Source organism: uncultured Gemella sp. (genome assembly GCF_963537375.1).
In the GTDB taxonomy this organism is placed as follows: domain Bacteria; phylum Bacillota; class Bacilli; order Staphylococcales; family Gemellaceae; genus Gemella.
The window spans coordinates 1-23,431 of the sequence record NZ_CAUTDQ010000031.1 but is presented as its reverse complement, the minus strand read 5'-3'; the positions used below and the strand labels follow the sequence as shown (position 1 = coordinate 23,431).

The 23,431-nt window shown below is 32.4% G+C and carries 23 protein-coding genes and 1 riboswitch; of the genes, 3 read left to right on the top strand and 20 right to left on the bottom strand.

What is annotated here, in order from left to right:
• Positions 1–74: 74 nt before the first annotated feature.
• The gene (gene nrdD, locus RYK99_RS06860; RefSeq protein ID WP_314991258.1) at positions 75–2,258 is read right to left on the bottom strand and encodes an anaerobic ribonucleoside-triphosphate reductase; all 2,184 of its coding nucleotides are present in this window, start codon (positions 2,256–2,258) and stop codon (positions 75–77) included.
• A gap of 408 nt (positions 2,259–2,666) precedes the next feature.
• On the opposite strand from nrdD, the gene RYK99_RS06855 reads away from it, so the two are divergent.
• Complete coding sequence (locus RYK99_RS06855) at positions 2,667–3,359, top strand: GTP pyrophosphokinase family protein (RefSeq protein WP_102170143.1); 693 nt, start codon at positions 2,667–2,669, stop codon at positions 3,357–3,359.
• 60 nt (positions 3,360–3,419) lie between these two features.
• On the opposite strand, the gene RYK99_RS06850 is transcribed toward RYK99_RS06855, so the two are convergent.
• Positions 3,420–3,563 (bottom strand): hypothetical protein, encoded by a 144-nt coding sequence (locus tag RYK99_RS06850; protein WP_314991251.1) that lies wholly within the window; start codon positions 3,561–3,563, stop codon positions 3,420–3,422.
• A gap of 367 nt (positions 3,564–3,930) precedes the next feature.
• Positions 3,931–4,083: a hypothetical protein gene (locus tag RYK99_RS06845; protein WP_314991249.1), complete on the bottom strand. Its 153-nt coding sequence runs from the start codon at positions 4,081–4,083 to the stop codon at positions 3,931–3,933.
• A 272-nt stretch (positions 4,084–4,355) separates the two neighbouring features.
• Positions 4,356–4,452: riboswitch (glycine riboswitch) on the bottom strand.
• Positions 4,453–4,849: 397 nt separating this feature from the next.
• On the opposite strand from RYK99_RS06845, the gene rarD reads away from it, so the two are divergent.
• On the top strand, positions 4,850–5,767 hold the full coding sequence (rarD, locus tag RYK99_RS06840) for an EamA family transporter RarD (protein ID WP_314991247.1): 918 nt from the start codon (positions 4,850–4,852) through the stop codon (positions 5,765–5,767).
• A gap of 60 nt (positions 5,768–5,827) precedes the next feature.
• On the opposite strand, the gene RYK99_RS06835 is transcribed toward rarD, so the two are convergent.
• The 12 genes from RYK99_RS06835 to RYK99_RS06780 all read right to left on the bottom strand — a co-directional run bounded on the left by RYK99_RS06835 (position 5,828) and on the right by RYK99_RS06780 (position 17,197).
• The gene (locus RYK99_RS06835; RefSeq protein ID WP_314991245.1) at positions 5,828–6,709 is read right to left on the bottom strand and encodes a TSUP family transporter; all 882 of its coding nucleotides are present in this window, start codon (positions 6,707–6,709) and stop codon (positions 5,828–5,830) included.
• Positions 6,710–6,722: 13 nt separating this feature from the next.
• Positions 6,723–7,742 (bottom strand): proline racemase family protein, encoded by a 1,020-nt coding sequence (locus tag RYK99_RS06830; protein ID WP_314991243.1) that lies wholly within the window; start codon positions 7,740–7,742, stop codon positions 6,723–6,725.
• Between the two features lie 30 nt (positions 7,743–7,772).
• The gene (locus tag RYK99_RS06825) at positions 7,773–8,246 is read right to left on the bottom strand and encodes a glycine/sarcosine/betaine reductase component B subunit (RefSeq protein WP_314991241.1); all 474 of its coding nucleotides are present in this window, start codon (positions 8,244–8,246) and stop codon (positions 7,773–7,775) included.
• 14 nt (positions 8,247–8,260) lie between these two features.
• Positions 8,261–8,998 (bottom strand): proline reductase cluster protein PrdD, encoded by a 738-nt coding sequence (gene prdD, locus RYK99_RS06820; protein ID WP_314991239.1) that lies wholly within the window; start codon positions 8,996–8,998, stop codon positions 8,261–8,263.
• Positions 8,999–9,115: 117 nt separating this feature from the next.
• The gene (gene prdB / locus RYK99_RS06815) at positions 9,116–9,841 is read right to left on the bottom strand and encodes a D-proline reductase (dithiol) protein PrdB (RefSeq protein ID WP_314991238.1); all 726 of its coding nucleotides are present in this window, start codon (positions 9,839–9,841) and stop codon (positions 9,116–9,118) included.
• 18 nt (positions 9,842–9,859) lie between these two features.
• Complete coding sequence (locus RYK99_RS06810; RefSeq protein WP_048802018.1) at positions 9,860–10,147, bottom strand: CBO2463/CBO2479 domain-containing protein; 288 nt, start codon at positions 10,145–10,147, stop codon at positions 9,860–9,862.
• 26 nt (positions 10,148–10,173) lie between these two features.
• Complete coding sequence (prdA, locus tag RYK99_RS06805) at positions 10,174–12,105, bottom strand: D-proline reductase (dithiol) proprotein PrdA (protein ID WP_314991235.1); 1,932 nt, start codon at positions 12,103–12,105, stop codon at positions 10,174–10,176.
• A 20-nt stretch (positions 12,106–12,125) separates the two neighbouring features.
• Entirely contained in the window at positions 12,126–13,445 is a 1,320-nt protein-coding gene (gene prdC / locus RYK99_RS06800) for a proline reductase-associated electron transfer protein PrdC (protein ID WP_314991233.1), read from the bottom strand.
• A 559-nt stretch (positions 13,446–14,004) separates the two neighbouring features.
• A complete protein-coding gene (locus tag RYK99_RS06795; RefSeq protein ID WP_314991231.1) occupies positions 14,005–14,187 on the bottom strand; it encodes a hypothetical protein in 183 nt (60 codons plus the stop codon).
• Positions 14,188–14,397: 210 nt separating this feature from the next.
• Positions 14,398–14,571: an NUDIX domain-containing protein gene (locus RYK99_RS06790; protein WP_314991229.1), complete on the bottom strand. Its 174-nt coding sequence runs from the start codon at positions 14,569–14,571 to the stop codon at positions 14,398–14,400.
• Between the two features lie 121 nt (positions 14,572–14,692).
• A complete protein-coding gene (galU, locus tag RYK99_RS06785) occupies positions 14,693–15,568 on the bottom strand; it encodes a UTP--glucose-1-phosphate uridylyltransferase GalU (protein ID WP_003147776.1) in 876 nt (291 codons plus the stop codon).
• A 261-nt stretch (positions 15,569–15,829) separates the two neighbouring features.
• Entirely contained in the window at positions 15,830–17,197 is a 1,368-nt protein-coding gene (locus RYK99_RS06780) for a trypsin-like peptidase domain-containing protein (protein WP_314991227.1), read from the bottom strand.
• Positions 17,198–17,574: 377 nt separating this feature from the next.
• Between RYK99_RS06780 and RYK99_RS06775 the strand changes: the two genes are divergently transcribed.
• Positions 17,575–18,096: a hypothetical protein gene (locus tag RYK99_RS06775; protein WP_314991225.1), complete on the top strand. Its 522-nt coding sequence runs from the start codon at positions 17,575–17,577 to the stop codon at positions 18,094–18,096.
• A gap of 95 nt (positions 18,097–18,191) precedes the next feature.
• On the opposite strand, the gene RYK99_RS06770 is transcribed toward RYK99_RS06775, so the two are convergent.
• The 5 genes from RYK99_RS06770 to RYK99_RS06750 all read right to left on the bottom strand — a co-directional run.
• On the bottom strand, positions 18,192–18,725 hold the full coding sequence (locus tag RYK99_RS06770) for a hypothetical protein (RefSeq protein ID WP_314991224.1): 534 nt from the start codon (positions 18,723–18,725) through the stop codon (positions 18,192–18,194).
• A gap of 26 nt (positions 18,726–18,751) precedes the next feature.
• Positions 18,752–19,453, bottom strand: a complete 702-nt coding sequence (pgeF, locus tag RYK99_RS06765) for a peptidoglycan editing factor PgeF (RefSeq protein ID WP_314991222.1) — start codon at positions 19,451–19,453, stop codon at positions 18,752–18,754.
• Positions 19,454–19,633: 180 nt separating this feature from the next.
• Complete coding sequence (locus RYK99_RS06760; protein ID WP_314991220.1) at positions 19,634–19,861, bottom strand: KH domain-containing protein; 228 nt, start codon at positions 19,859–19,861, stop codon at positions 19,634–19,636.
• Between the two features lie 10 nt (positions 19,862–19,871).
• The gene (gene leuS / locus RYK99_RS06755) at positions 19,872–22,301 is read right to left on the bottom strand and encodes a leucine--tRNA ligase (protein WP_314991217.1); all 2,430 of its coding nucleotides are present in this window, start codon (positions 22,299–22,301) and stop codon (positions 19,872–19,874) included.
• Between the two features lie 213 nt (positions 22,302–22,514).
• A partial coding sequence (locus RYK99_RS06750; protein WP_314991214.1) for an N-acetylmuramoyl-L-alanine amidase occupies positions 22,515–23,431 on the bottom strand: 917 nt, incomplete at its 5' end.

Here is a 23,431-nt window from a genome sequence, read left to right as displayed (position 1 = left end):
CCAGAATTCTGGGTACATATCATTTCTACGAAATCACGATTTTTGAGTCACTCCCTTCTTATTGCTAATTATTTTTATTTTAAGTGTTTAACCCTTGCTACGATTTCTTTATGACGGCCTTTAATCATCGGTCTAGCTTGTGGGTTACCTAAATAACCACATGTTCTTTTAACAACATCACAGCTTTTCGGATCTCTATTTCCACACTCAGGACATTTGAAACCTTTCTTAGTTGGTTCAAATTCTCCCTCATAACCACATTTATAACAGCGATCAATCGGCGTATTTGTTCCGAGATATCCTACTTTATCATACGCAAAATCCCAAACTGCTTCTAGTGCCTTAGGATTTTGTTTTAGCACCGGATATTCACAATAATGGATAAATCCACCACTAGCATAGTATGGGTAATCTTTCTCAAAATCTAGTTTCTCAAAAGGAGTCGGATTTTTTCTAACATCATAGTGGTACGAATTAGTATAATATTCTTTATCAGTTATATTCTCTACAATACCGAACTTCTCAGTATCCATACGACAGAATCTATCAGTTAAAGATTCACTAGGTGTTGAATAAATACTATACCAATAATCACCTTCTTCAGTCCATTTATCTACACATTCTTTCATATAACGCATAATGTCTAATGTGAATTCCTTCGCTTCAGGATTTTTCTCCCAGTCACCACCATAAAATACACTCGCAACCTCATATAATCCAATATAACCTAGTGATAATGTAGAACGTTTATTATCAAAAAGTTGTTTCACCCTATCGTCAGGTTTAAGTCGTTTTCCAAATGCTCCGTGCATATAAAGAATTGGTGCATTTTGAGGTTTTGCTTCACCACAACGTTTCGCTCTGTAATCTAGTGCATCTTTGCAAATAGCTAATCTTTCTTTAAAGATTTCCCAAAATTCATCTTTACTACCCTTAGATTCTAATGCTATTCTAGGAAGATTTAAAGTTACTACGCCAAGGTTCATACGACCACTTTCCACAAGCTCGCCTTGTTCATTTCTCCATGCAGGTAAAAATGATCTACATCCCATAGGAGTTTTACAGCTTCCTGTTATCTTCGTAATTGTATCATACATCAAAACATCTGGATACATTCTTTGAGTTGCACATGATAATGCTAGTTCTTTTACATCATAGTTTGGATCTGTTGGTTTTAAGTTCAATCCATCTTTAATAACAAAAATCAACTTAGGAAAAATCGCTGTTCTTTTTTCTTTTCCTAAACCATCTATTCTAACTTGCAGAATTGCTTTTTGTATTTCTTTTTCAAAATATCCCTCACCTAGACCAAAACCTAAAGAAGTAAATGGTGTTTGCCCTTGTGATGAATATAAAGTATTTATTTCATATTCTAAAGACTGCATCGCATCGAAAATATCTTTTTTAGTTTTTTTATCTGCAAAAGCTTTTTGTTTTTCTTCGTCATCGATCCACTCTTGAGCCATTTTTAAATTCTTCTCATAATTTAATTTAGCAAAAGGAGCAAGTACCTCATCTATTCTATCAGCACTACATCCACCGTATTGACTTGATGCCACATTAGCTATTATTTGAGCCATTTGAGCTGTTGCTGTTTGAACACTTTTCGGGCTATCTACGTCTGCATTTCCTATTTTGAATCCTTTTGTTAACATTTCTTTGAAATCAATCAAACAACAGTTTGTTAAAGGTTGATACGGAGAATAATCTAAATCATGGTAGTGAATATCTCCTTTTTGATGCGCATTAGCTACATGTTTTGGCAACATTTTAAGACCTATCGCCTTTGCCACAATACCACTTGTTAAATCTCTATGAGTATTAAATACTAAACTGTCTTTATTGGCATTCTCATTAACTACATTTTCATCACGATTAACTAGTTTTTCAATAGCTACATTAATATCAAGGCTACGTTCACGTTCAATATCCCTCATACTTCTATAGCTAACATACTCTTCATATATTGCTTCTTCTCCCAAAGTAAGTAGCGTATGTTCAACAATATTTTGAAGTTCATAAATTTTAATATTATCTTTAAATCTATTCCCTATTTCAATAATAACATTATCAACAATCCCATCAATATTAACGCTATGATTTTTTCCGAATACAGAGTGAATTGCTTTTTCTATCGCTTTATAAATTTTTTCAGCATCAAATTTAACTATTCTTCCATCTCTCTTTATTACAAGTAGATTATTTGTTAAACTATCAACCTTGGCTTGTGTGTATGAATATAAATTATTGTTATGCATGTTATCCCCCATTTCTCTTTTAAATTTCTATATTATAAAAACATTATAATACTATCTTATCTCAAAAATTATCTACTGTCTATAACGGATATTTCCCGGAAATTCAGAAACCTTATTACATAGCCTTTAAGGAGATTTGTGAATTTTTTTAGCTTTACTGTTTTCTCCCTTCAAACTTAAAAACATTGTTCTATCAATGATTATAAAGGTTTACATATACTTCTGTATTAAGATTCTTCTTGTTTAATTTATGATACAGTTTCTACAATCTCTACTTAATAACAATTAAAAATGACATTTAAAAAGTTCACTTATGACCAAGAAATTTATTTTTTTTATCACTTAAACTATATTTTAATAATGTGATTTATGATAAAATTGTATTAAAGAACAAAGTGAGATAAATATATGAAAAAAACACAAATTGAAAAATTAACAGATCAGTTATTTTCTATGGAGAATAACAACTCATTATTAATAAACGAATTAGAACCATATGTAGAATTATTCATGCACTATGAGTGCGCAATGCTTGAAATAGAAACCAAACTTAATGTATTCGATAAAGAGTTTTCTCTTCACGGAGAGAGCAACCCTATTGAATCAGTAACTACTAGATTAAAAACTCCAGTTAGTTTAATGAACAAACTAAAACGGCTGAACCTACCTTTTGATATTGATACTATAAAAAACAATATTTACGACGTCGCAGGAGTACGTGTAATATGCTCATTTAAAAATGATGTTTACAAGTTAGTAGATGCTCTTAAACAACAAGACGATTTAACGGTAATTGCCGAGAAAGACTATATTAAAAATTATAAGGATAATGGTTATAGAAGCTATCACCTTATTGTAAAAGTTCCTATTTTCTTGTCTGATAAAGTTGAACATGTTGCTGTTGAAGTTCAATTTAGAACTATAGCAATGGATTTCTGGGCAAGTTTAGAACACAAACTTCGATACAAGAAAAATCTTAGTGAGGAAAAAGAGAAAGAAATTGAACGACGCCTACTACTCTGTGCTGAAATAAGTGCCAAGTTAGACAATCAAATGCAAAAGGTTAAAGAAATTATAGAAGATGATTCACAATTTCTATAAGAATAAACCTCTAATATTAGGTAAAAATCCTATATTAGAGGTTTATTTTGTTCATATAACCTATTTTTCTAAACTATGTTTCATAGAATAACTAAAGTAAATCACTAAACTAATTACAGATCCTACTCCTAATAACATTAAATCAAAAGTTCTCATAGTAGGTTTCAAAGTTTTTTTATCACTTCCATGAAGTATTGTTTCCAATAGTTTTTCCTAAGAACCTACATCAATCTCCCCTCCCATTATTCATTCAATCTACTTTTTTTATTTCTTCTTTTAAACTCATACTTCTATATTTTAAAAAAAAGTGGAAATAACTTCACAATATTAAAAAAATTATAACTTCGTGAATTTATAATAATCCCATTACTAAATTACTTCTCATAGTTCTCTAGAAATCTAATAATTCTCTATCTTATTATTAATAAACTATTCATAACCACAGTTACTAAAATCCTAACTATTTAGTAATTCTAATCTCTTCAATTAACACCTTAAAAGTTATTTTCACTTGAGTATATAATATCTTCCTTTTTAAGATTCTATTAATAACAATTTTACCCTTTTTTTCTTATTTTGAAATGTATCTTGCTTCTTTTAGAATTTCTTTTGCACTTGCTTTCTTAGAAGAGTCTACTAGAACTATTGGTCCTGTGCATCCCATTCCACTCTTTGCATAGATACCATGTCTCCATAATAATTTCGTAGCATCTTCAAGATCCAATATGTCTACTCCTGATATTTGTGAAGTTACTACTTCTTTCTCAGGTACTTTTACTTCCTCAGTATTTAACCCTTTTTTTAACTTTTAATTTTGAAATTAGTTCCCCCCTTAAGATATCTATATAACTCATATCTAAATACTCAATTTCTATATTTTTTAAGTTTTCCTCAATAAATTTTAGATTGTTAGTTATTAGCTTCATGTTACTTCTCCTAAAAAATAAAAAACAGAAAGAAAGTTAACTTTCTCCCTGTTGTCTTGCTTCAGAGTTTTGTCCTAGTATGGTCTTTTCACTTGAGAATTTCATTAATATTTTCCAAATATTAACTTGTACCTTCGGTATCTTTCGTCCTCTCCCACACTACTCTCACAGTATATTTCCTTATATTTTTATTTTATACTATTACTTAGATAAATTAAGACGTTTTCTTAAACAGAATAATTGCTTCTCTAAAATATCTTAGCATAAAGATTTACATAAAATATAATTAATTTTTAAGAACATGCATTTTTTAAGCTTTTGTGTTTTAAAATATAAAAAATATATTTATTTTTTTGATATACTATTTTTATAAAGTTAATGAATTAATAATGTTGAAATAATAGTGTATATAATTTATCTAAATGCATGCTAAAACATATAAATATGAAAATAATTCGAATATTTTTCCAAACATCTGAAAATTTCCATTGAAAAATATTGCTATTTTCGTTATACTTAATTTACTACAAAGTAAGTAAATTTATTTTATAAAGGAGGAGTATTATGAATAATACTCAAAAAAGTTTAGTAGCTATTCTTATTTGTTACTTTTCCTGGGGACTCTTTCCTATATATTTTAAACTACTAAAAGACATAGGTGCATATGAAGTTCTAGCAATGCGTATTCTATGTTCATTTATTTTTATGATTTTAGTAGTAGGAATTGCTAAAAATAAGAAAACTATTTTTGAAGAAATAAAAAAAATTTGGAACAACAAAAAAAGTTTTTTACTACTTGTGCTAGCTTCGTTTTTAATTACTGGAAACTGGCTAACATACATTATCGCAGTAAATACTAACCACGTATTAGAAGCAAGCTTTGGATACTACTTAAATCCAATCGTTACAATCATCTTAGCTGTAGTATTTTTAAAAGAAAAACTAACTCGTACACAAACTATAGCTTGTCTTTTTGTTGGAGGTTCCCTATTATATTTATTTATCTCTTTAGGGTCTCTACCATGGATATCTATCATTCTTGCATTTACATTTGGACTTTATAGTCTATGTAAAAAGAAAATTGTACTTAGTCCTAAAGCTAGTCTATTAATTGAAACTGCAATAGTTTCTCCAATAGCATTAGTATATATGGGATATTTATCATCAATCAATTCAATCACATTCCATACCTTTGGAACCGATACATTGATTTATTCACTACTATCTGGGGTAATTACAGCCGTGCCTCTAATGTTATTCGCTAAAGGAGCAACAGCTATACCTCTATATATTCTTGGTATCTTACAATATTTACCACCTACAATGCAATTTTTCATAGGAATTTTTGTTTACGGGGAAGAATTAAGTGTTCAAAAATTAATATCATTCTCAATAATTTGGGTGGCAGTTGCAGTCTTCTGTTATTCTGCAATAGTATCAATGAAAAAACAAAATTTAGTTAGTGAAAGTCATAAAAAATAAAAATTTCTGAAACACAAAAAGCGAAGTTTGATTTCTCAAACCTCGCTTTTTACTTTTATATTAAGCTGCTTTTTTAAGCCCTTTTCGTAACATGTCAAATCCTGTAATTACTACTACTACGATAATTAGCCATAACAAACTATTTAATGATAAAGAAGTAATGAATTGGTATCCAACAATTACCCCAATAACACCTCCTATAGTCAATCCTATAGTACCTTTTCTTGGGTATAATCCTTCTTTAATAAACTTAGGTGATCCAATCGCCATTAGTGCCGCACAAGATCCCATCATAATTGGGAATGCTGCTTTTGGATCCATTCCTAATAATGAAACCATAGCTAAGCATGGTGCATAAAGCCCAACACCTGCCATCATCAATGCTCCAAAGATAAAGTTACCTACAACACCTACTACAAGAGCAATCCCTGTTAAGTGTAATGCAGTATTATTAGCACCAAGAAGCGCTAACCATCCCATTTTACTAGCAAACATCAATCCTGCAGTAATAAGTAATGCAAATCCCATTACAACTTGAATTTTTTTCTCTGGTAATTTCGTTACTATACGACCACCAATTAAAGCTCCTACAACAGCTGCAACAATCATTGATAATAAAGTAACAGCATCAACTTTTACAGATTGAATAAATAAGAATGCTTCGATTAATACTGGAATAGTGTGACCGATATTTAACGTCCCTGGTAATAATCTGTCATTTTTAATAAATCCTGTTACTTTTGCTAATAATGTTGTTGGTGCAAAACTACCAATACCTAATGTATCCATGAAGTCTGTAACGAAACCAATTACAAATCCAACGATTGGATTAGAATCTTCGCCTACTTCACCTTTATTTTTAATAATATCTAACGCCCACATCACTATGAAATATAGTGCTGACAGCCCTAGTAATGTTAATAATATCGTTACTAAGTTCATATAATTTTCTCTCCTATCCTAATAAGAATCCGTATGTAAGTGAATCGTCTGGATCATAAACATAGTTACTGAATCCTAAGATGTAACCAGAACCTGTAATTTCTGGGATAATAGCATCGAAGTCTGCTAATTTACGTTCTTCAACGATTCTACCTTTAAATAATGTACCTAAAATACTTTCGTAAACAAAAGGTTCACCTGGTTTTAATTCACCTTTTGCATATAATGTAGCTAATTTAGCTGAAGTACCAGTTCCACAAGGTGAACGGTCAATGTTTCCATCACCAAATACTACAACATTTTTGAATGTAGCTTCTGGGTGTGATGGTTTATCATAAATTTCAACTAAGTCTACAGTTTTAATGTGAGCTAATGTTGGGTGTTGAATTTCAATATTCGCATTAATAGCATCACGAATTTTTAATCCAGCTTCTTTTAATTTAGAAGCATTTTCTGGTTTAACTTCTAAACCAAGTTGGTCTGCAGAAATAATACAGAAGAAACTTCCACCAAATGAGATATCAAATTTAACGTGTCCTACTCCTTCTACATCAAGTTCTACATCGCGTTTGTATAAGAATGACTCAACGTTTCTAAATGAAACTTCTTTTACTTTAGTTCCATTGTTTTTTAATTTAGCAGTAGCATAAATTAATCCGGCAGGTGTCTCTACAACAACTTCTTTTTCAGTAGCTCCTTCTTCAACATCTACCATACCTGTTTCTACGGCTGCTGTAACTGCTGCGATAGTGTTGTGTCCACACATATTTAAGTAACCACCAGTATCCATGAATACTAGTCCAAAATCAGCTTCTTCTTTTGTTGGTGGTAATAAGAATGCCCCAAACATATCTTGGTGTCCACGCGGTTCAAACATTACTGATTTTCTTACGTCATCAAGATGTTCGATGAAATATTGTTTTTTCTCAACCATATCTTTACCAGGAATTTTTGGAATTCCTGCTGTAACTAAACGAGCAGCTTCTCCTGCTGTATGTGTATCGATAACTGAAATCATTTTATTTAGTTTCATAATAATTCACTCCTTAATTATTGCCTTTTGTTATTTGTTATTTGCATCTTGTCTCATTTTAAGTTTTAATAATGCCAATGCCTTTCTAGCATCAGTATAATCAACATTATTTTGACAAACTATTTCTGTTTCTACACCCTCTTCAGATTTATTAAAATCTAAAACGAACTTCGTGTATTGATTTTCAACTACAAATTTATGTTTACCCATAAATTTTAGTCCTACGATAGAAATTCCACGCTCTCCTATTTCAAACATAGTATTAGCATAATCAACATCACTATTTCCCCAACCATCCGCTGAGATAATAGCTCCATCAGTTCTCATTGCTTCTAGCCATGTTGCAGCTCGCCATCCTACTAAATGTTTTAATCGATTATCCTGTGGAGTTCCTACTACAATTACCCCTTGAAAGTCGATATCAGGATCTTCCGCTAGTACATCTAATAGTGGATCTCTAAAGTGGTGTAAGCTTGTTTCTTTTGTAGATGGTCCAATACCCATAATAACACCTCTTTCTATACCATTGCTCTTATCGCACCATCGCGATATTCATTAGCTGTTAGTAGCACTGGCATATTGTTCATATCTATAATAGAAATACCTTTATCTATTCCACTAGGTTCTATTGGGAATAACTGATTATCATACATCATCCCTTGTCCTGCAACTTCTTTAACTAAAGCTACTTTAGGTTTTCCAGGATTTTTTGAATTATAAAATTCATGAACTTCATCAGCATCACGTCCACTAAGAACTTTCATCACTTCTCTTATATTTTGTAAATATACATCTGATAATTCAAAAATAGAAAATGCTAAAGCTCTATCGAAATTCACATCTGGTTTAATAATAACATCAATATGTATTAAATAATCACTGTCAGCTGGTGATCCCGCTTTATTTAGCACAAGTTGTTCTTTAAGAATACCTTCTGAAGAACCAAATTCATGCATTTGTTCCCCTTTAGTATTCGCACCTGTCAACAACATATAAACCCCTGTTAAAGTATGCGTAATTCCTTCACCAAGTCTTCCCAAAACCTTTGTAGATATAGGAACTATATCCATTATAGTATTTACATAAAAGTCATGTTCACGAGGTTTTATTATTTTCACCTCTACACTCTCAAATATATTTTTATCATATTCAATTTCTGTTGGAATAATAAGTTCATTGTTTTCAATTTTCACTTTTTTCCCTAAAACAACATTTTTCATATGAAATGCTTTTATTTGCAATCTCTCTTTTGTCATAACTATCAATCCCTTACTATTTTATTCCCTGTATTGATACAGTGTGTAAGTTGTTTACTAGTACAGATATTTCGTTAAAAAAGAAGAGGGACACCCGTCCCTCTTCTGATATTTCTCCTACACGTGAGCAATATACTCAAATGGAAGAGGAACTATTTTACCTGAACTTGGTATTTTAATTAGTTGCTCTAATGTTGCTTTTAGAATTTGTGTTTGTTGCTCAATGTTTCCTGGTTCCCCAGCGTTAGCACCCATTGGTACAAGTGGTGCAACGGCTCTAGGAGTACCGTTTTGACGCACTACTGGAGGTAGTGCTGCTATTAAGATTGTTGGAATACCTGCTTCCTCAATTGCTCTCTGCACGATCACGGCAGTTCTGTGACAAGTACCTCAACCAGCAGTTAAAATAACTGCATCAACATTTTCTTCTTTTAATTTTTTAGCAATTTCTGGTCCTGTAGAGTTTGTGAAAGCCTCTTGGTCTCCACCACCACCCATGAAACCATAGTGGAATTCTGCTACGCTACCGATGAAACCTTCTTTTGCAAGTTCGTGTAATCTATCGATTGGGAACATACAGTTGATGTCTCTGTTAGCATCAGCGTTATCATATCCACCGTGTGATACCATAAGATCTGTACTGTGAGCAGTATCTGGGATTTCACGGAATGTAGTATCCCCTGCTAAGTTAAATCTTTTATCTGTTTTTAAGTGAACTCCTGCTGCAGTAGCTAATGCTACTTTCATATCTTTTAACTCTTTAGTTACTGGAGCCCAAACTGGTTTTGGTGTAATAGGTACAAAAATTTCTGATTGTAGACCTTCAAATATCGTTAATGACATTCTAATTTCTCCTTCCTACTATTCTTCATTTAGTCTGTTTTTTACTTCTTCTTGTAATTTTTTTGTGTTTAATATTGCATTTACATAATGTTCGTCAGGTTCTTCGTTTATAACTTCTGGATAACTTAGTAAAAATGCTACCTCTTGGCCAATTTTTACTGGATAATCAGAAATTAACATTCTCATAGGAATTTTAAATTGCCCTAAGCGTCCTTTAATGTCTATCGTAACGCTAGCGTCGTTATGATCAACTATAACCCCTTCGAACACTCTTTCTGTAGATGCATATTTTAATTTTTCAATCATAACTTATTTCCTATCCTCTTTAAAAATTAATCTTCTTTTTCGTAGATTTCTTGACGTTTTTTAGATTTTGGTAATACTTGTTCGTTATCAAGTAACTCTACTTTTTGTCCTGTAGTTTTTTCAATAACTTCTACGTTATTTAATTTAACGTTAGGATTCCATTTTCTTTCAGCTTTTTTAATCGTTCCGCCACCCATTTGTGTTTTAAGCATTGCTAAAGCACGGATAGCATCTTCTTTACATAATGTATTGTTTGAAAGAATTTCGTTTTCAATACCTTGTTTAGATTTATTGTTATCAACCATAGCTGTCATGTATTCGTTACCTACTACAAGAGCACCTTGTACTGCAGAGTAAGTCATACCAACTACTGATACTCCGCGTTTACCGATTTCTTCAATGTGAGAAGCAAAGTCGATGTGGTTGTTACCAAATCCTTCAGTTGTTACGATAGCACCATCGATATCCATTGCTTCGATAGTCATACCTACACGTTTAGATACATAGAATTTTTCTGAGTTAGCTTGAGGTGATCCAACTAATAATACCCCTACTAAGTCGATTTCTTCATCAGCCATTGCTTCAAGTACTAATGGTTCACGGTAGTAGTGACGAGAAGTTTCTTTAGAAGCTGGTCCAATACAAGTTAATGCGTGGATACCACCATCTAAGATTTCTGTTGGTGCAAGCATTACTGGTAGGTTACCAAGGTCAACGTTTGGTTTAGCACCAAGTGTTCCAACTGGTTCTACTGGTAAGATTAAGTTATCGTGCATAGCACCTTGTCCCATGATTTCTTTAACGATTAATACTTTTTTGTTTCCTGGGTGACGATATTGTTCAATATTGATATTTCCAACTACTAGACTTTCATCATCTAATTCTTTAAGAGCTTTACGAATTTCTTCTGTAATGTGGTCGAATGCTTTGTGAGCTGCTAATGGTCCTGGACGTTCCATGTTAGCTCCCGCTTTAATTGTAACCTGACCTTTAATGAAGATTTCACCTTTATCTGGAGCTCCTGGACGACCCCACATAATGTTACGTTCTAATTCACCTTCAGAAGAACCGAATTCCCCGATTTGAACTCCGTTAGCATCAGTTCCTGTAAGAACCATTACTACACCTTTAAGTTCACGAGTAATACCGTGTCCGATTTCTCCTTCTTCTTTAACAGCGATTGGTTGAACGTCCATGATTGTTTCACTGTAAGTATCATATTGTTCAGGAGTGATAATTTCTAATTTAACACTTTCTACTAAAGCTTCTGATTCAGCAGCTTCTTTACATAAATCTTCTGCTGTTCTTAAAACTAAAGTAGTTCCTTTAATTTCTGTTTTTTCACCAAACTCTACTTTATCAATTTTGTAGTGTTTAGTGTGTAGAGAACGGATAAATTTAGGTTCTCCTTCGTGTTTTTCTTCCACTTTAGCTACTAATGTTTCTACTTTTTTTGCTTCAACAGCTTTAGCTTCCACTGCTTGAACTGGAGCTTGTGCTACTGGAGCTACTTGTCCACCGATAGCTGCTAATGGAATTTCAAGGTTGATGTTTTCACCTTTCCCAATTTGTAGTCTGAATACTCCTGCTGGAGCTTGTGTTTGTGCTACCGGCGTAACCGGAGCTACAGACGCAACTGGTGCGTTTACTTCAGCTGCCACTTCTTCTACTACTTCTTGTTTTTCTTCTACTTTTTCTTCTCCACCTTGTACGGCATCAATGATACCTGGTGTAATTGGTATTAGAGCATCTGTTGTTTTTAATAATTTAGCTCCTAATACTTGTCCGATTGTTAATGCATCATCTGGGAATGCTAGTAATCCTGAATCTACTAAATCATCGAATAATCCTGGATCTTCTAAGTTTTCTGGACCAATTACGATCCCTTCCTCAGCTCTGCAACAAAATACCGCTTTATCATTTAAGTGCTCTTTTGCAGTTTCTACTGTAATTGACATTACTTCTAACCTCCAACTAATTATTTATTATTATGTAATTCTAAGCTTTTATAGCTTCTGTATAAATGATGGTCAGTGGCACGAAGTACATGATCGGTACTATGATAAACTTTTACTCCTAACCTAGGAGCTACACCTGTCACGGTGTTAGTTCAATCCTGACAAGTACCAGTAATGACTGCTTTCGCACCATCTTTTTTCATCTTCAATACTTTTTCCGCTTGACCTGGGCAAATACCTGGTAATTCACAACGTAATCTTCCATTTTTATCAGGTTTCATACGTTTACACATTTGAACAGATACTACTTCTGCACCCATTCCATCAGCTATTTGTCTCAAGCGCTCTTCTTGTGCACCACATTCACAAATTAGTATTCCTACTTTTTCTTTCTCTTGCGGATATGGCATTGCTACAAGTAATCCACCCGTAGTTTTATTAATAGGTTCTGTTTCTAATGCGGGTCGTCCTGTAAACGGTCCTCCTCGCACGATTTCTCCATGTGGATGGATGTAACCACCAGCTTTTTCTATAAAGACACTTATTGGCAATCCAATTGGGACATCTAAGAAGACATCTGGATTTTGTACACGTCCGCCAACTGTAATATCTTTATCGATCAGTGGTTTATCTTCCTCAATTGCTTCAACTATGCGTTTAATAGTTTCCACATTCGATATAATCGCATTTGCTTCTAGTGGCAATTGACCTGGTTTTAAAACTACGCCAAGAGTTTCTCTTACGATAACTCTTTCGTCACCAGCAGGATACATATTAGGCAAAATTTTAATGCTAATATTAGGTTCATCCTTACACGCTTTACCTAATGCTAGCATTGCTTTTCGATATTTCGTTTTAATAGCAATGTATCCCTCTTTCGCACCAGTTAATTCAACTATGTATTTTAAACCTCTAACTAAAACTTCTGGATGTTCTTCCATGAATTTTACGTTGTGACCTAAGATTGGTTCACATTCTGCTGCATTAGCAATAACGTATCCTCCAGGAATTTGTGCGGATAGTTTGATTCCTGTAGGGAATCCAGCTCCACCCACTCCAACGATACCAGCATCCTTAATCTTTTGGAGTTTATCATCAGTTTTCTCTAATCTTACATAATCATCAGTTTGTTCTTTATCCAATTTAACGACTATTTCCATATCGTTAACTTCTTCTACTACACCTGATAAACTAGTGTGAATATTTGCTCCTAACCCATTGGGGGTTGCAACAAGTTGACCACGTTTAACATGATCACCTACATTTACAATAGGTTGACAAGGCCCACCAACGTGTTGCTTAAGTGGAATATTGATTTTTTCAACATTAAACTCTAACATACCTTTTTCCTCCTTTCTTTAAGATTTGTTTACAAGCAGTAGTTCTAAACTTCTACTACAATTATTATATAACAGACTATAACTTTTTGCAAAGGTTTATTTTATTAAAAAATCAATATATATTTAAATTTTTTTATATAAATATTACGTTTTTCATACAGAATGTTAGTAAGAAAGGATTTTCATTCTAATTTTTTTTTGAATTTTTATTTATTCAATTTGTGTATAATTGAAAACGGTTATCAATTTACGTAATCTCAAAAAAACTATAACAATGTATACATTTATACATTAACAACATTTTATTAATTATATAAAAAATATCTATTAAACACAACAGTCTCTATAATATTCATATGCTAAAATCGTATAAGATAAGTATTTCAAACACTTTTTTATATACTTTAAATAAATACATGTCATGCTACTAATTAAAAAATACTATGCAAATCTGTATTATAGAAGATGGATATACAAATTTAATTTTTAATTACAAAAACACCGACCCCGTAGTAATAGTTAGATTTTTTTCTCTAACTTTCGAAGTCGGCATATCATTTTATAATATTTTCCAAGATTTATATTCTATTTTTTCCAATATATTACTATCATTCAGTATTTCCTGTTTTAATTTTAGAAGAAGAGGTGAAACACTATCAATATTTATTTTATCAATCTCCAACCAACAAATTCCATTTGAATCATTTATTTCATCACCTAAAACTGTTTGTATCTCTTCCAACTGATTACTTTCTATTTCTACATCATAAAAGACCATCATATGATGGGAGTGACTCAAAAATCGTGATTTCGAAGAAATCGATTTTGTCGAGTCACCTCCGCAAAGTTTATTAGATATATAAAAAGCTTTCACAAAGCGAATTTAGATATCAATAAACCACTGCGTCTATGAGTTCTCATATGAACTTTGTTAAGTTTTAGGTCTTTTGGGTCATTCTACAAATACATCATAAGCTCTACAATTATCGTAGGAACTCACTTTATACCCTGTTTCCTCTAGAAATTCTCTAACTAAAGTTTCCGTAAATCCCTCACTAGTTTTTTGACTACCTCCTGGTAAATCATATCTATTCTTATACGGCCCCCTTGCCTTTTTTTTATACACAATACTTTATTTTCTTTTAAACACACACCATAGATACCTAAATAATCAATAATCATATTACCTCCTGAAATATAATAAAAATGATGCAAACCTTGTTTAAATCTGCATCATTTCTTGCTTATTATTCTAATTCTGCTAATTTTTGTTTTAGATAAGGTACTAACTCATCTTTAAGATCACTCTTAAGGGCAAAGTCAATTGTTGTCTTAACAAATCCAATAGTTTCACCTACATCGTAACGTTTACCTTGGAAATCATACGCATAAACATTTTCTTCTTCATTTAACATTTGAATAGCATCAGTTAATTGAACTTCTCCACCAACACCTACTTGCTTCTTAGCTAAGTGTTTGAAAATCCCTGGGTTAAGAACGTATCTTCCCATGATAGCTTGGTTAGATGGCGCAGTTCCTGGCGCTGGTTTTTCTACGAATGTTTCAACTTCGTATAAGTGACCATCTTGTCCTTTAGGTGCAATTACACCATATCTATGAGTTTGATCTTCTGGAACAGTTTGAACCCCGATTACAGAACATCCAGTTTCTTCAGCTTTATCAATAAGTTGTTTAATTGCTGGATACTCATCGTTAATTACTACGTCATCTCCTAGTAATACTGCAAATGGTTCGTCTCCAATGAAACTACGTGCTGTTAAAATCGCATCTCCTAGACCAGCCATTTCTTTTTGACGTACGTAGTGAATATTAGCAAGTTGAGTTGGGTATTTCACCTTTTCCAACATCGCTAACTTACCTTTATTCTCTAATTCTACTTCTAATTCAACGTTTCTATCAAAGTGGTCCTCGATAGCTCTTTTTTGTTTTCCTGTAACAATAATTATATCTTCAATTCCTGCTTTTACCGCTTCTTCCACTATATATTGAATAGTAGGAGTATCGATAATAGGTAGCATTTCTTTTGGTAATGCTTTAGTTGCAGGTAGGAATCGTGTACCGTATCCTGCAGCCGGAATAATCGCTTTTCTTACTTTTTTCATGTATTCACCTATATTCTTTTCTTTTAATTTTACAAACTAATAGTAACATATTTTCATTATTTTGGCAAATTTTTCTTCACTTTTCAAACTATATACATAACATTTTTTATTTCAGAATCCCTATACATCTCTAATCTAAAACACTGATATTATATTATTTTAAAACTTCCATAATAAAAATAACGCTACCTTTCGAACATTTTACAAACAAACATTTAATAGAACTTGAAACAGAAGACTCTATTCCAAGTTCTAATTATTTTATCTTGTGTTTAATGCTTGAACTACAACACTTGTTGTATTTTCTTTACCATTTCTATAGTAAGTTACTTTAACAGTATCACCTATTTTTGTTTTTTCAAATAGATATTTTCTAACTGCAGCAACATCCTTGACATCTTCACCATTTAATTTTGTGATAATATCATATTTTTCTATTCCTGCTTGTGCAGCTGGTGTACCATTTTCAACAAATCTAACTACGACACCTTGCTTACCTTCAAAGTTTAATTGTGATTTCAATGTATCACTATCAACTGTATTTACAGATACTAATTGAACACCTAAGGCTGGACGAATTACTTTACCTGCTTGTTCTAATTGTTCAGTTATAATTTTAACTTCATTAGAAGGTATCCCAAAACCTATTCCTTCGGCACTTACATTTGCCGTTGCTTTTGCTATTTTTGATTCATTAATTCCGATAAGTTTACCTTCGTTATTAATCAGCGCCCCACCAGAGTTACCTGGGTTAATAGCCGCATCAGTCTGAATTACTGTTTGATTCCAGTCATTTTTACCATCACCATCTACATCCATAGGAATTTGTCTATTTACGGCAGATACTATACCTTTTGTAACAGTATTAGATAAGTTAACATCAAGAGGAGATCCGATAGCAAAAGCTGTTTCTCCTACTGCAATTTTATCACTATCAGCAAAATCCATTGTAGTTGTCACATTATCACCACTAATTTTTAGTACAGCTAAGTCTGTCCATACATCAGTCCCAACAACTTCTGCGTTCACATTAGTTCCATCACTTAATATTACCGATAATTTTTTAGCTCCATTTACCACGTGATTGTTAGTCACAACATAAGCAGTATTCCCTGATTTTTTATAAATAACACCACTTCCACTAGAAGCTGGTTTTAGTTCACTAGAATTACTAGAGTCACTTCCTGATTTTCTTGAATTCCCTCCTAAAATTGACTCAAGATTATTGTTAGAGTTACTTTGGTAGTTTACGATTGAAACTACGGCATCTTTGGCTTTTGAAATTGCATTTACCGTAATTTGTTGATTATCTTTATCTTCTTTCGTAGCAGTCACCGAAGAATTCAACGCTTTTCCAGTTCCCATTACAGCTTGCGCTCCAAATACACTAGTAGCCCCAAGAGCAAACGCAGCAAAGACAGTTAAGAATAATTTTCCATAATTATTCTTTTGCGGTGCAGCTACCTGCTCATTATTCATTCCCTGTAAATTTTCAAAATTATTATATTGAGAATTATCAACATTATCATAATTTTGATAACCTTGATAATTATTTTGTTCGTTATAATTTTCCTGATTATTTATATCTTGTAAATTTCTATTATTTTGGTTGTTATTTCTATTTTCCATAAAAATCCTCCTTTTTTGATTTTTATCTTTCATTGTGTTTCACAACTTATTATATAAAAAATCTTTAATTTACATTTCTCATAGTTTTATCTTACCAACATCAACTTAAACAAAGTTTAAAGAAAAGTTTAAATGTAATTAATATTTTTTTACACCTACTACTCTCTCCGACTTATAAACAAATCCCTAATATTACTAAAATTCATAAATAAAACGATTTATAATTAGTATGCAATATAATTTCAGACAGTAAAATGTAAATAAAACATCTCACATAGTTCCTTGTTTATAATTTATCTTAATGTTATAATTCTATATATAAATTATATAAAAAAAATAAGAAGGATGCAACATTTGTTGCTTGGTAAGAGAAATATATGAAAACTAAAAGATATATTACATTAGCTTGCATACTTGCTCTAATTTTCACTTTCCTATATACATTTAATATAAACTTTGATCTCAATAAACAGTTAAACCTTGCTAACTTAGCAATTATATTAGTAGTATTAATTTTATGGGGATTATCCGGTTATATGTTGTTAATTAAAGATATTTTTAAAATCACAGAAAATGAACGAAATGGAATCACCTTAATCTTGGTATTATTAGCGATTATATTCTTCTATTATAATCCATTTCCAAATCCAGAAAACTTTTTTATCACTATACCTAGGGTAGTATATTTTATTCTAACAATAATAATATTTCTCCTGCTTATTATTGCTTTTTGGAAAGAAAATCTTACACCTCTAATATCAGCTATCTTTATTCCATTTAGTGTTCAAAGCTACTTAGTAAATATTAAAGGAATTACACAATACACAAGCTATACTCTGTATGTGATAATTTTCTTTATAGCTATAGCTTACACATTAAATTACTTTAGAGGAAAATAAAATTAGAGTTATAACTTTTGCGCATAAAATAAATTCATTAAATACAAAACAAAAATCTTCAAACATACAAGTCAAAATATGTTTGAAGATTATTTTTATACTAATACTATATATTTTTTACAAATATCCGAAAAGAAACTTTGAACATCACCTGCTTTTAACATAGCTTCTTGTTCTTCATCCACAATATAGTTCTCACTAGCTTCCATAACCGCAAGAAGTCGTTTGAATGTATCAGCGAATAACGCTTCATCCTCATTTAATAGATAATTAAAATTCTGCTCAGCAAAAAATGGAACGAACACTTCTCTAAACGCACCTTGACGTATTCTACCAATAAGTTTTTCACCATTTGCAGTAACGAATAAATCACCTTGTTTCTCTACAAATTCCTTCGCTTTTATGTGACTAGAAAAAATTTGGAATCCTTCCGCTTCTTTATACTCTCTAAAAACCGGAATTTTAAGCCCTTGTTCTTCGTAAAGAGCCTTATCTATTATTACGAAAACCTCTTCTAAATCCCAAAATTCTTTCGCTATATAATAAAATGCTACACGCCATCTACTATCACTTTTTGGCAATCTCTTAAATGTAGCTACCTGTTCAACTAATTTAATATCTTTTTCCAATATTATTTCCTCTATTCTATATGAATTTAATCTATTTGAATTATCGTTCCAATACGTTTTGGAGTAACATTGTCTAATCTATATGAGAAGAATTTATCGTTATCTCTAACCGTACAGAAATCAATAATTTTGATGTTATCTTCTAGTATACCACATTTTTTCAACAATTCTCTATTCAATTGCCATAAATCTAAATAATATTTACCAGCATTTTCTTTATAATAATTCGGCACTTCTAAAGCAGCAAATTTTTCTATAAGATCATAAGAAACTTCATAGTTATCAACACTAACCGACGGCCCTATAATAGTCTTAATATTTTCTACTTTACAACCATATTTACCTGTCATAATATTCACCATTTCTCCGGCAATATTATCATATGTTCCTCGCCATCCTGCATGAGCTAAGGCTACAACACCTTGCTTTTTATCATAGAAAACCACAGGTACACAATCAGCAGTAAAAATCAATAACGGTGTCGCAGCCAAATTAGTAATTAACCCATCAGCTTCCTTCCCGTTCTCATTAATATCAGAATTCAATTCGACAATACGCACATCCGCTCCGTGAACTTGCGTGTTAAAGACTATATTATTATGATTAAATCCATATTCATCAGAGAATCTTTTCATATCCTCACTATTTTTCGCATCAACATTCCTATTAGTGAATGCTATTTTTATATCGTCATCATTAATTAAATATCCATCAATTATCTCTATCATAATAACCTCCTAAATTAACGCTAATATTATTATACACAAAATATAAGTCTATGTCCCATTTCTCTACTCTATAAAACTATTAATATCTAAATCTTCTTCATATCCTTGATTTGAAATTTGCCCAAACTAAATAGGAATCTGAAAAATATCCATCTTTCAGACTCCTACTTAACATTTATCTTATTCTTCTACTAAATCTAAGTAAACTTTTTTACTAAATGTTGTTGAATTTAATACAGTACGGATTGCATTAATTACTGTACCTTTTTTCCCTATTATACGCCCACAATCTTCTGGGTGAACTGTTAAAATATAGTGTTCGCGTGCATTTTTTATAAATTTTTCGATTTTAATTTCATCTTTATGCTCAACGATTTCACTAACAATACTATAAATTAATTCTTCCATGTGTCTCTCCTTATTTAGCTACGATATTAACTAATCTTCCAGGAACTACGATTACTTTCATAACTTGTTTTCCTTCGATTAATTCTTTTACTTCTTCATTAGCTAGAACGATTTGCTCTAATTCAGCTGGTGTTAAGTCTTTCTTAACGTCTAATTTAGCTTTAACTTTACCCATAAGTTGAACTACGATTTCTACAGTATCACTTACAAGTTTGCTTTCATCAAATGTTGGCCATGGTACGTATGAGATAGACTCAGTGTTACCATAGATTTCCCACATTTCTTCAGCAAGGTGAGGTGCAAATGGAGCAAGAAGTTGGATAAATCCTAACGCATATTTACGAGGAATATATTCAGCTTTGTAACAGTCATTTACAAATACCATAAGTTGAGAAATAGCTGTATTAAATCCTAGAATTTCAATATCTTCAGATACTTTCTTAACAGTGTAATTATAGCTTACTTCTAATTCTGCATTATCTTTATCTTGAACTTTGTCATTTACTTTACCAGTTTCTTCATCTACGAATAGACGGTATACTCTGTCTAGGAAACGACGAGATCCATCTAGACCATTTTCACTCCATGCGATTGAAGCATCTAATGGCCCCATGAACATTTCATAAACACGTAATGTATCAGCACCGTGAGATACGATAATATCATCAGGGTTAACCACATTACCTTTAGATTTAGACATTTTTTCTGGGCGACCATCTTTACCTTCAGCAAGAATCATACCTTGGTTGAATAGTTTTTGGAATGGCTCACGACTTGGTACTAAACCTAGATCGTAAAGTACTTTGTGCCAGAAACGAGCATATAGTAAGTGAAGTACCGCATGCTCTGCTCCACCGATATAAACATCTACAGGTAACCAGTATTTTAATTTCTCTGGATCAGCAAACATTTCATCATTATGTGGATCGATGTAACGTAGGTAGTACCAACAAGAACCAGCCCATTGAGGCATTGTGTTAGTTTCACGTTTACCTTTTTTACCAGTCTCAGGGTCTACTACATTTAGCCACTCTTCGATATTCGCAAGTGGAGATTCCCCAGTTCCTGATGGTTTAATATTATCAGTTTCTGGAAGTAATAGTGGAAGTTCACTATCAGGTACAGTAGTCATAGTACCATCTTCCCAGTGGATGATTGGAATTGGTTCTCCCCAGTAACGTTGTCTTGAGAATAACCAGTCACGTAATTTATATGTAACTTTACTACGTCCAACTTTGTTTTCTTCTAAGAATTCAATAACTTTTGAGATAGCTTCTTCGTTATTTAATCCATTGATAAAGTCAGAGTTGATGTGTTTACCATCACCGTAAAATGGTACAACAACTTCTCCATTATCTTCGATAACAGCTTTAATCGGTAAGTTAAACTTAGTCGCAAACTCATAGTCACGCTCATCATGTGCAGGAACAGCCATAACAGCTCCAGTTCCGTAGCTTACTAGAACGTAGTCCGCAATCCAAAGTTCTACTTTTTCACCATTTACAGGGTTAATCGCATAAGCTCCTGTGAATACTCCTGTTTTATCTTTGTTAAGGTCTGTTCTTTCAAGGTCAGACTTACGTTTAACGATATCAAGGTACTCCTCAACAGCCGCTCTTTGTCCTTCTGTAACGATTTCTTCTACAAGTTTGTGTTCAGGTGCAAGTACACAGTAAGACACACCGAATACAGTGTCAGCACGTGTAGTGAATACTGTGAATGCTTTATCAGTTCCTTCAATTTTGAAATCAATCTCAGCACCAACAGATTTTCCAATCCAGTTACGTTGCATAGCTTTAAGACTTTCTGGCCAATCAAGAATATCTAAATCAGCAAGAAGTTTTTCAGCGTAATCAGTAATTTTAAGTACCCATTGACGCATAGGACGACGTTCTACAGGATGTCCGCCACGCTCAGATTTACCATCGATAACCTCTTCATTAGAAAGTACTGTTCCTAATGCTGGACACCAGTTTACAGGTACTTCGTCAACATAAGCAAGTCCTCTTTCATAAAGTTTTTTGAAAATCCATTGCGTCCATTTATAGTACTTAGGATCTGTTGTATTTACTTCACGATCCCAATCATAAGAAAATCCTAATTCTTTAATTTGGCGACGGAACGTGTCGATATTAGTTTTAGTAAAGTCTCTTGGGTCATTACCAGTATCTAATGCATATTGCTCAGCTGGTAATCCAAATGCGTCCCATCCCATTGGGTGAAGTACATTGTACCCATTTGCTCTTTTATATCTACTTAAAATATCAGTTGCTGTATACCCTTCTGGGTGACCTACGTGAAGCCCAGCTCCTGATGGATAAGGGAACATATCTAATGCATAAAACTTCTCTTTTGTATGATCATCTAATGTTTTGAATGTTTTATTTTCATCCCAATATTTTTGCCATTTTTTTTCTATAACTCTGTGGTTATATACCATAATTTAAGCACACTCCTTCGCTTTCAAGTTCTCTAAGTTATAGTATACCAATTTTAAAGACTTTTAGCAACAACTGAAAGAATTTAATATGAAATTACTGGTATTATTTAATACATAAAAATAAGGATACCTCATAGAAAATGATTTTTCAAATCAAAATTCTAGAGATATCCTTTTTATTGTTTTAAAGTTAACTAAATAATAGCCTTAGATTTATTTATAGTATTCTACGATTCCATCTACAATTCCATCAGCTAGTTTTTCTTGATATTCATTAGTTTTGATTTTGTTTACTTCTTCTTGATTATCTATGAATCCTAATTCAACTAAGATTGATGGAATAGATGTTTCACGAAGCACAGCAAATGTTTCTCTTTTTACACCTCTATCGTATGCTCCTGTTTTACTTACTAGACTTTGTTGTATTTTTTGTGCTAATTTTCTACTCTTTTCTAATCTTTCCGGATCATTATGTTTATCCTTATTTATAGCAGGAGTATACTCTGGACGATCCTTATAATAATATGTTTCTATACCATAAGAAGCTCCTCTACCTCCAGCATTAAAATGAATACTTAAAAACATATCCGCATTAGATTTATTAGCTTGATCAGCACGACTTACTAAACCTACATCTTTATCAGTATTTCTACTTGTTAATACTGAATAACCTAAAGAGGCAAGACGGTTACTCACTTTATTATATACACTAAGGGTTAAATCTTTTTCTCTCACACCATTAGCGACTGCACCTGAATCACTTCCACCGTGTCCAGGATCTAAGAAGATAGCTCGTTTTGTGTTTTTGTTATCTTCTTTAACATTAACATATTTTCCATTTGCAAAATTGTGAGCTCCTGCATTATCTTTCCCATATCCTGTAAATTTCTTTCCATTTTGGAAGAAGAACCAATCTGTTCCATCATCGTACCACCAGTTGGCTACTTTTCCATTTACGTAGTATACTCCATTTACATATCCTGTTGTTGATACCTTTTTCTCTTCTGCATACTTCCCATTTACAAAATGGTGTGCCCCTGCATTATCTTTTCCATACCCTGTAAATTTCTTTCCGTTTTGGAAGAAGAACCAATCTGTTCCATCATCGTACCACCAGTTGGCTACTTTTC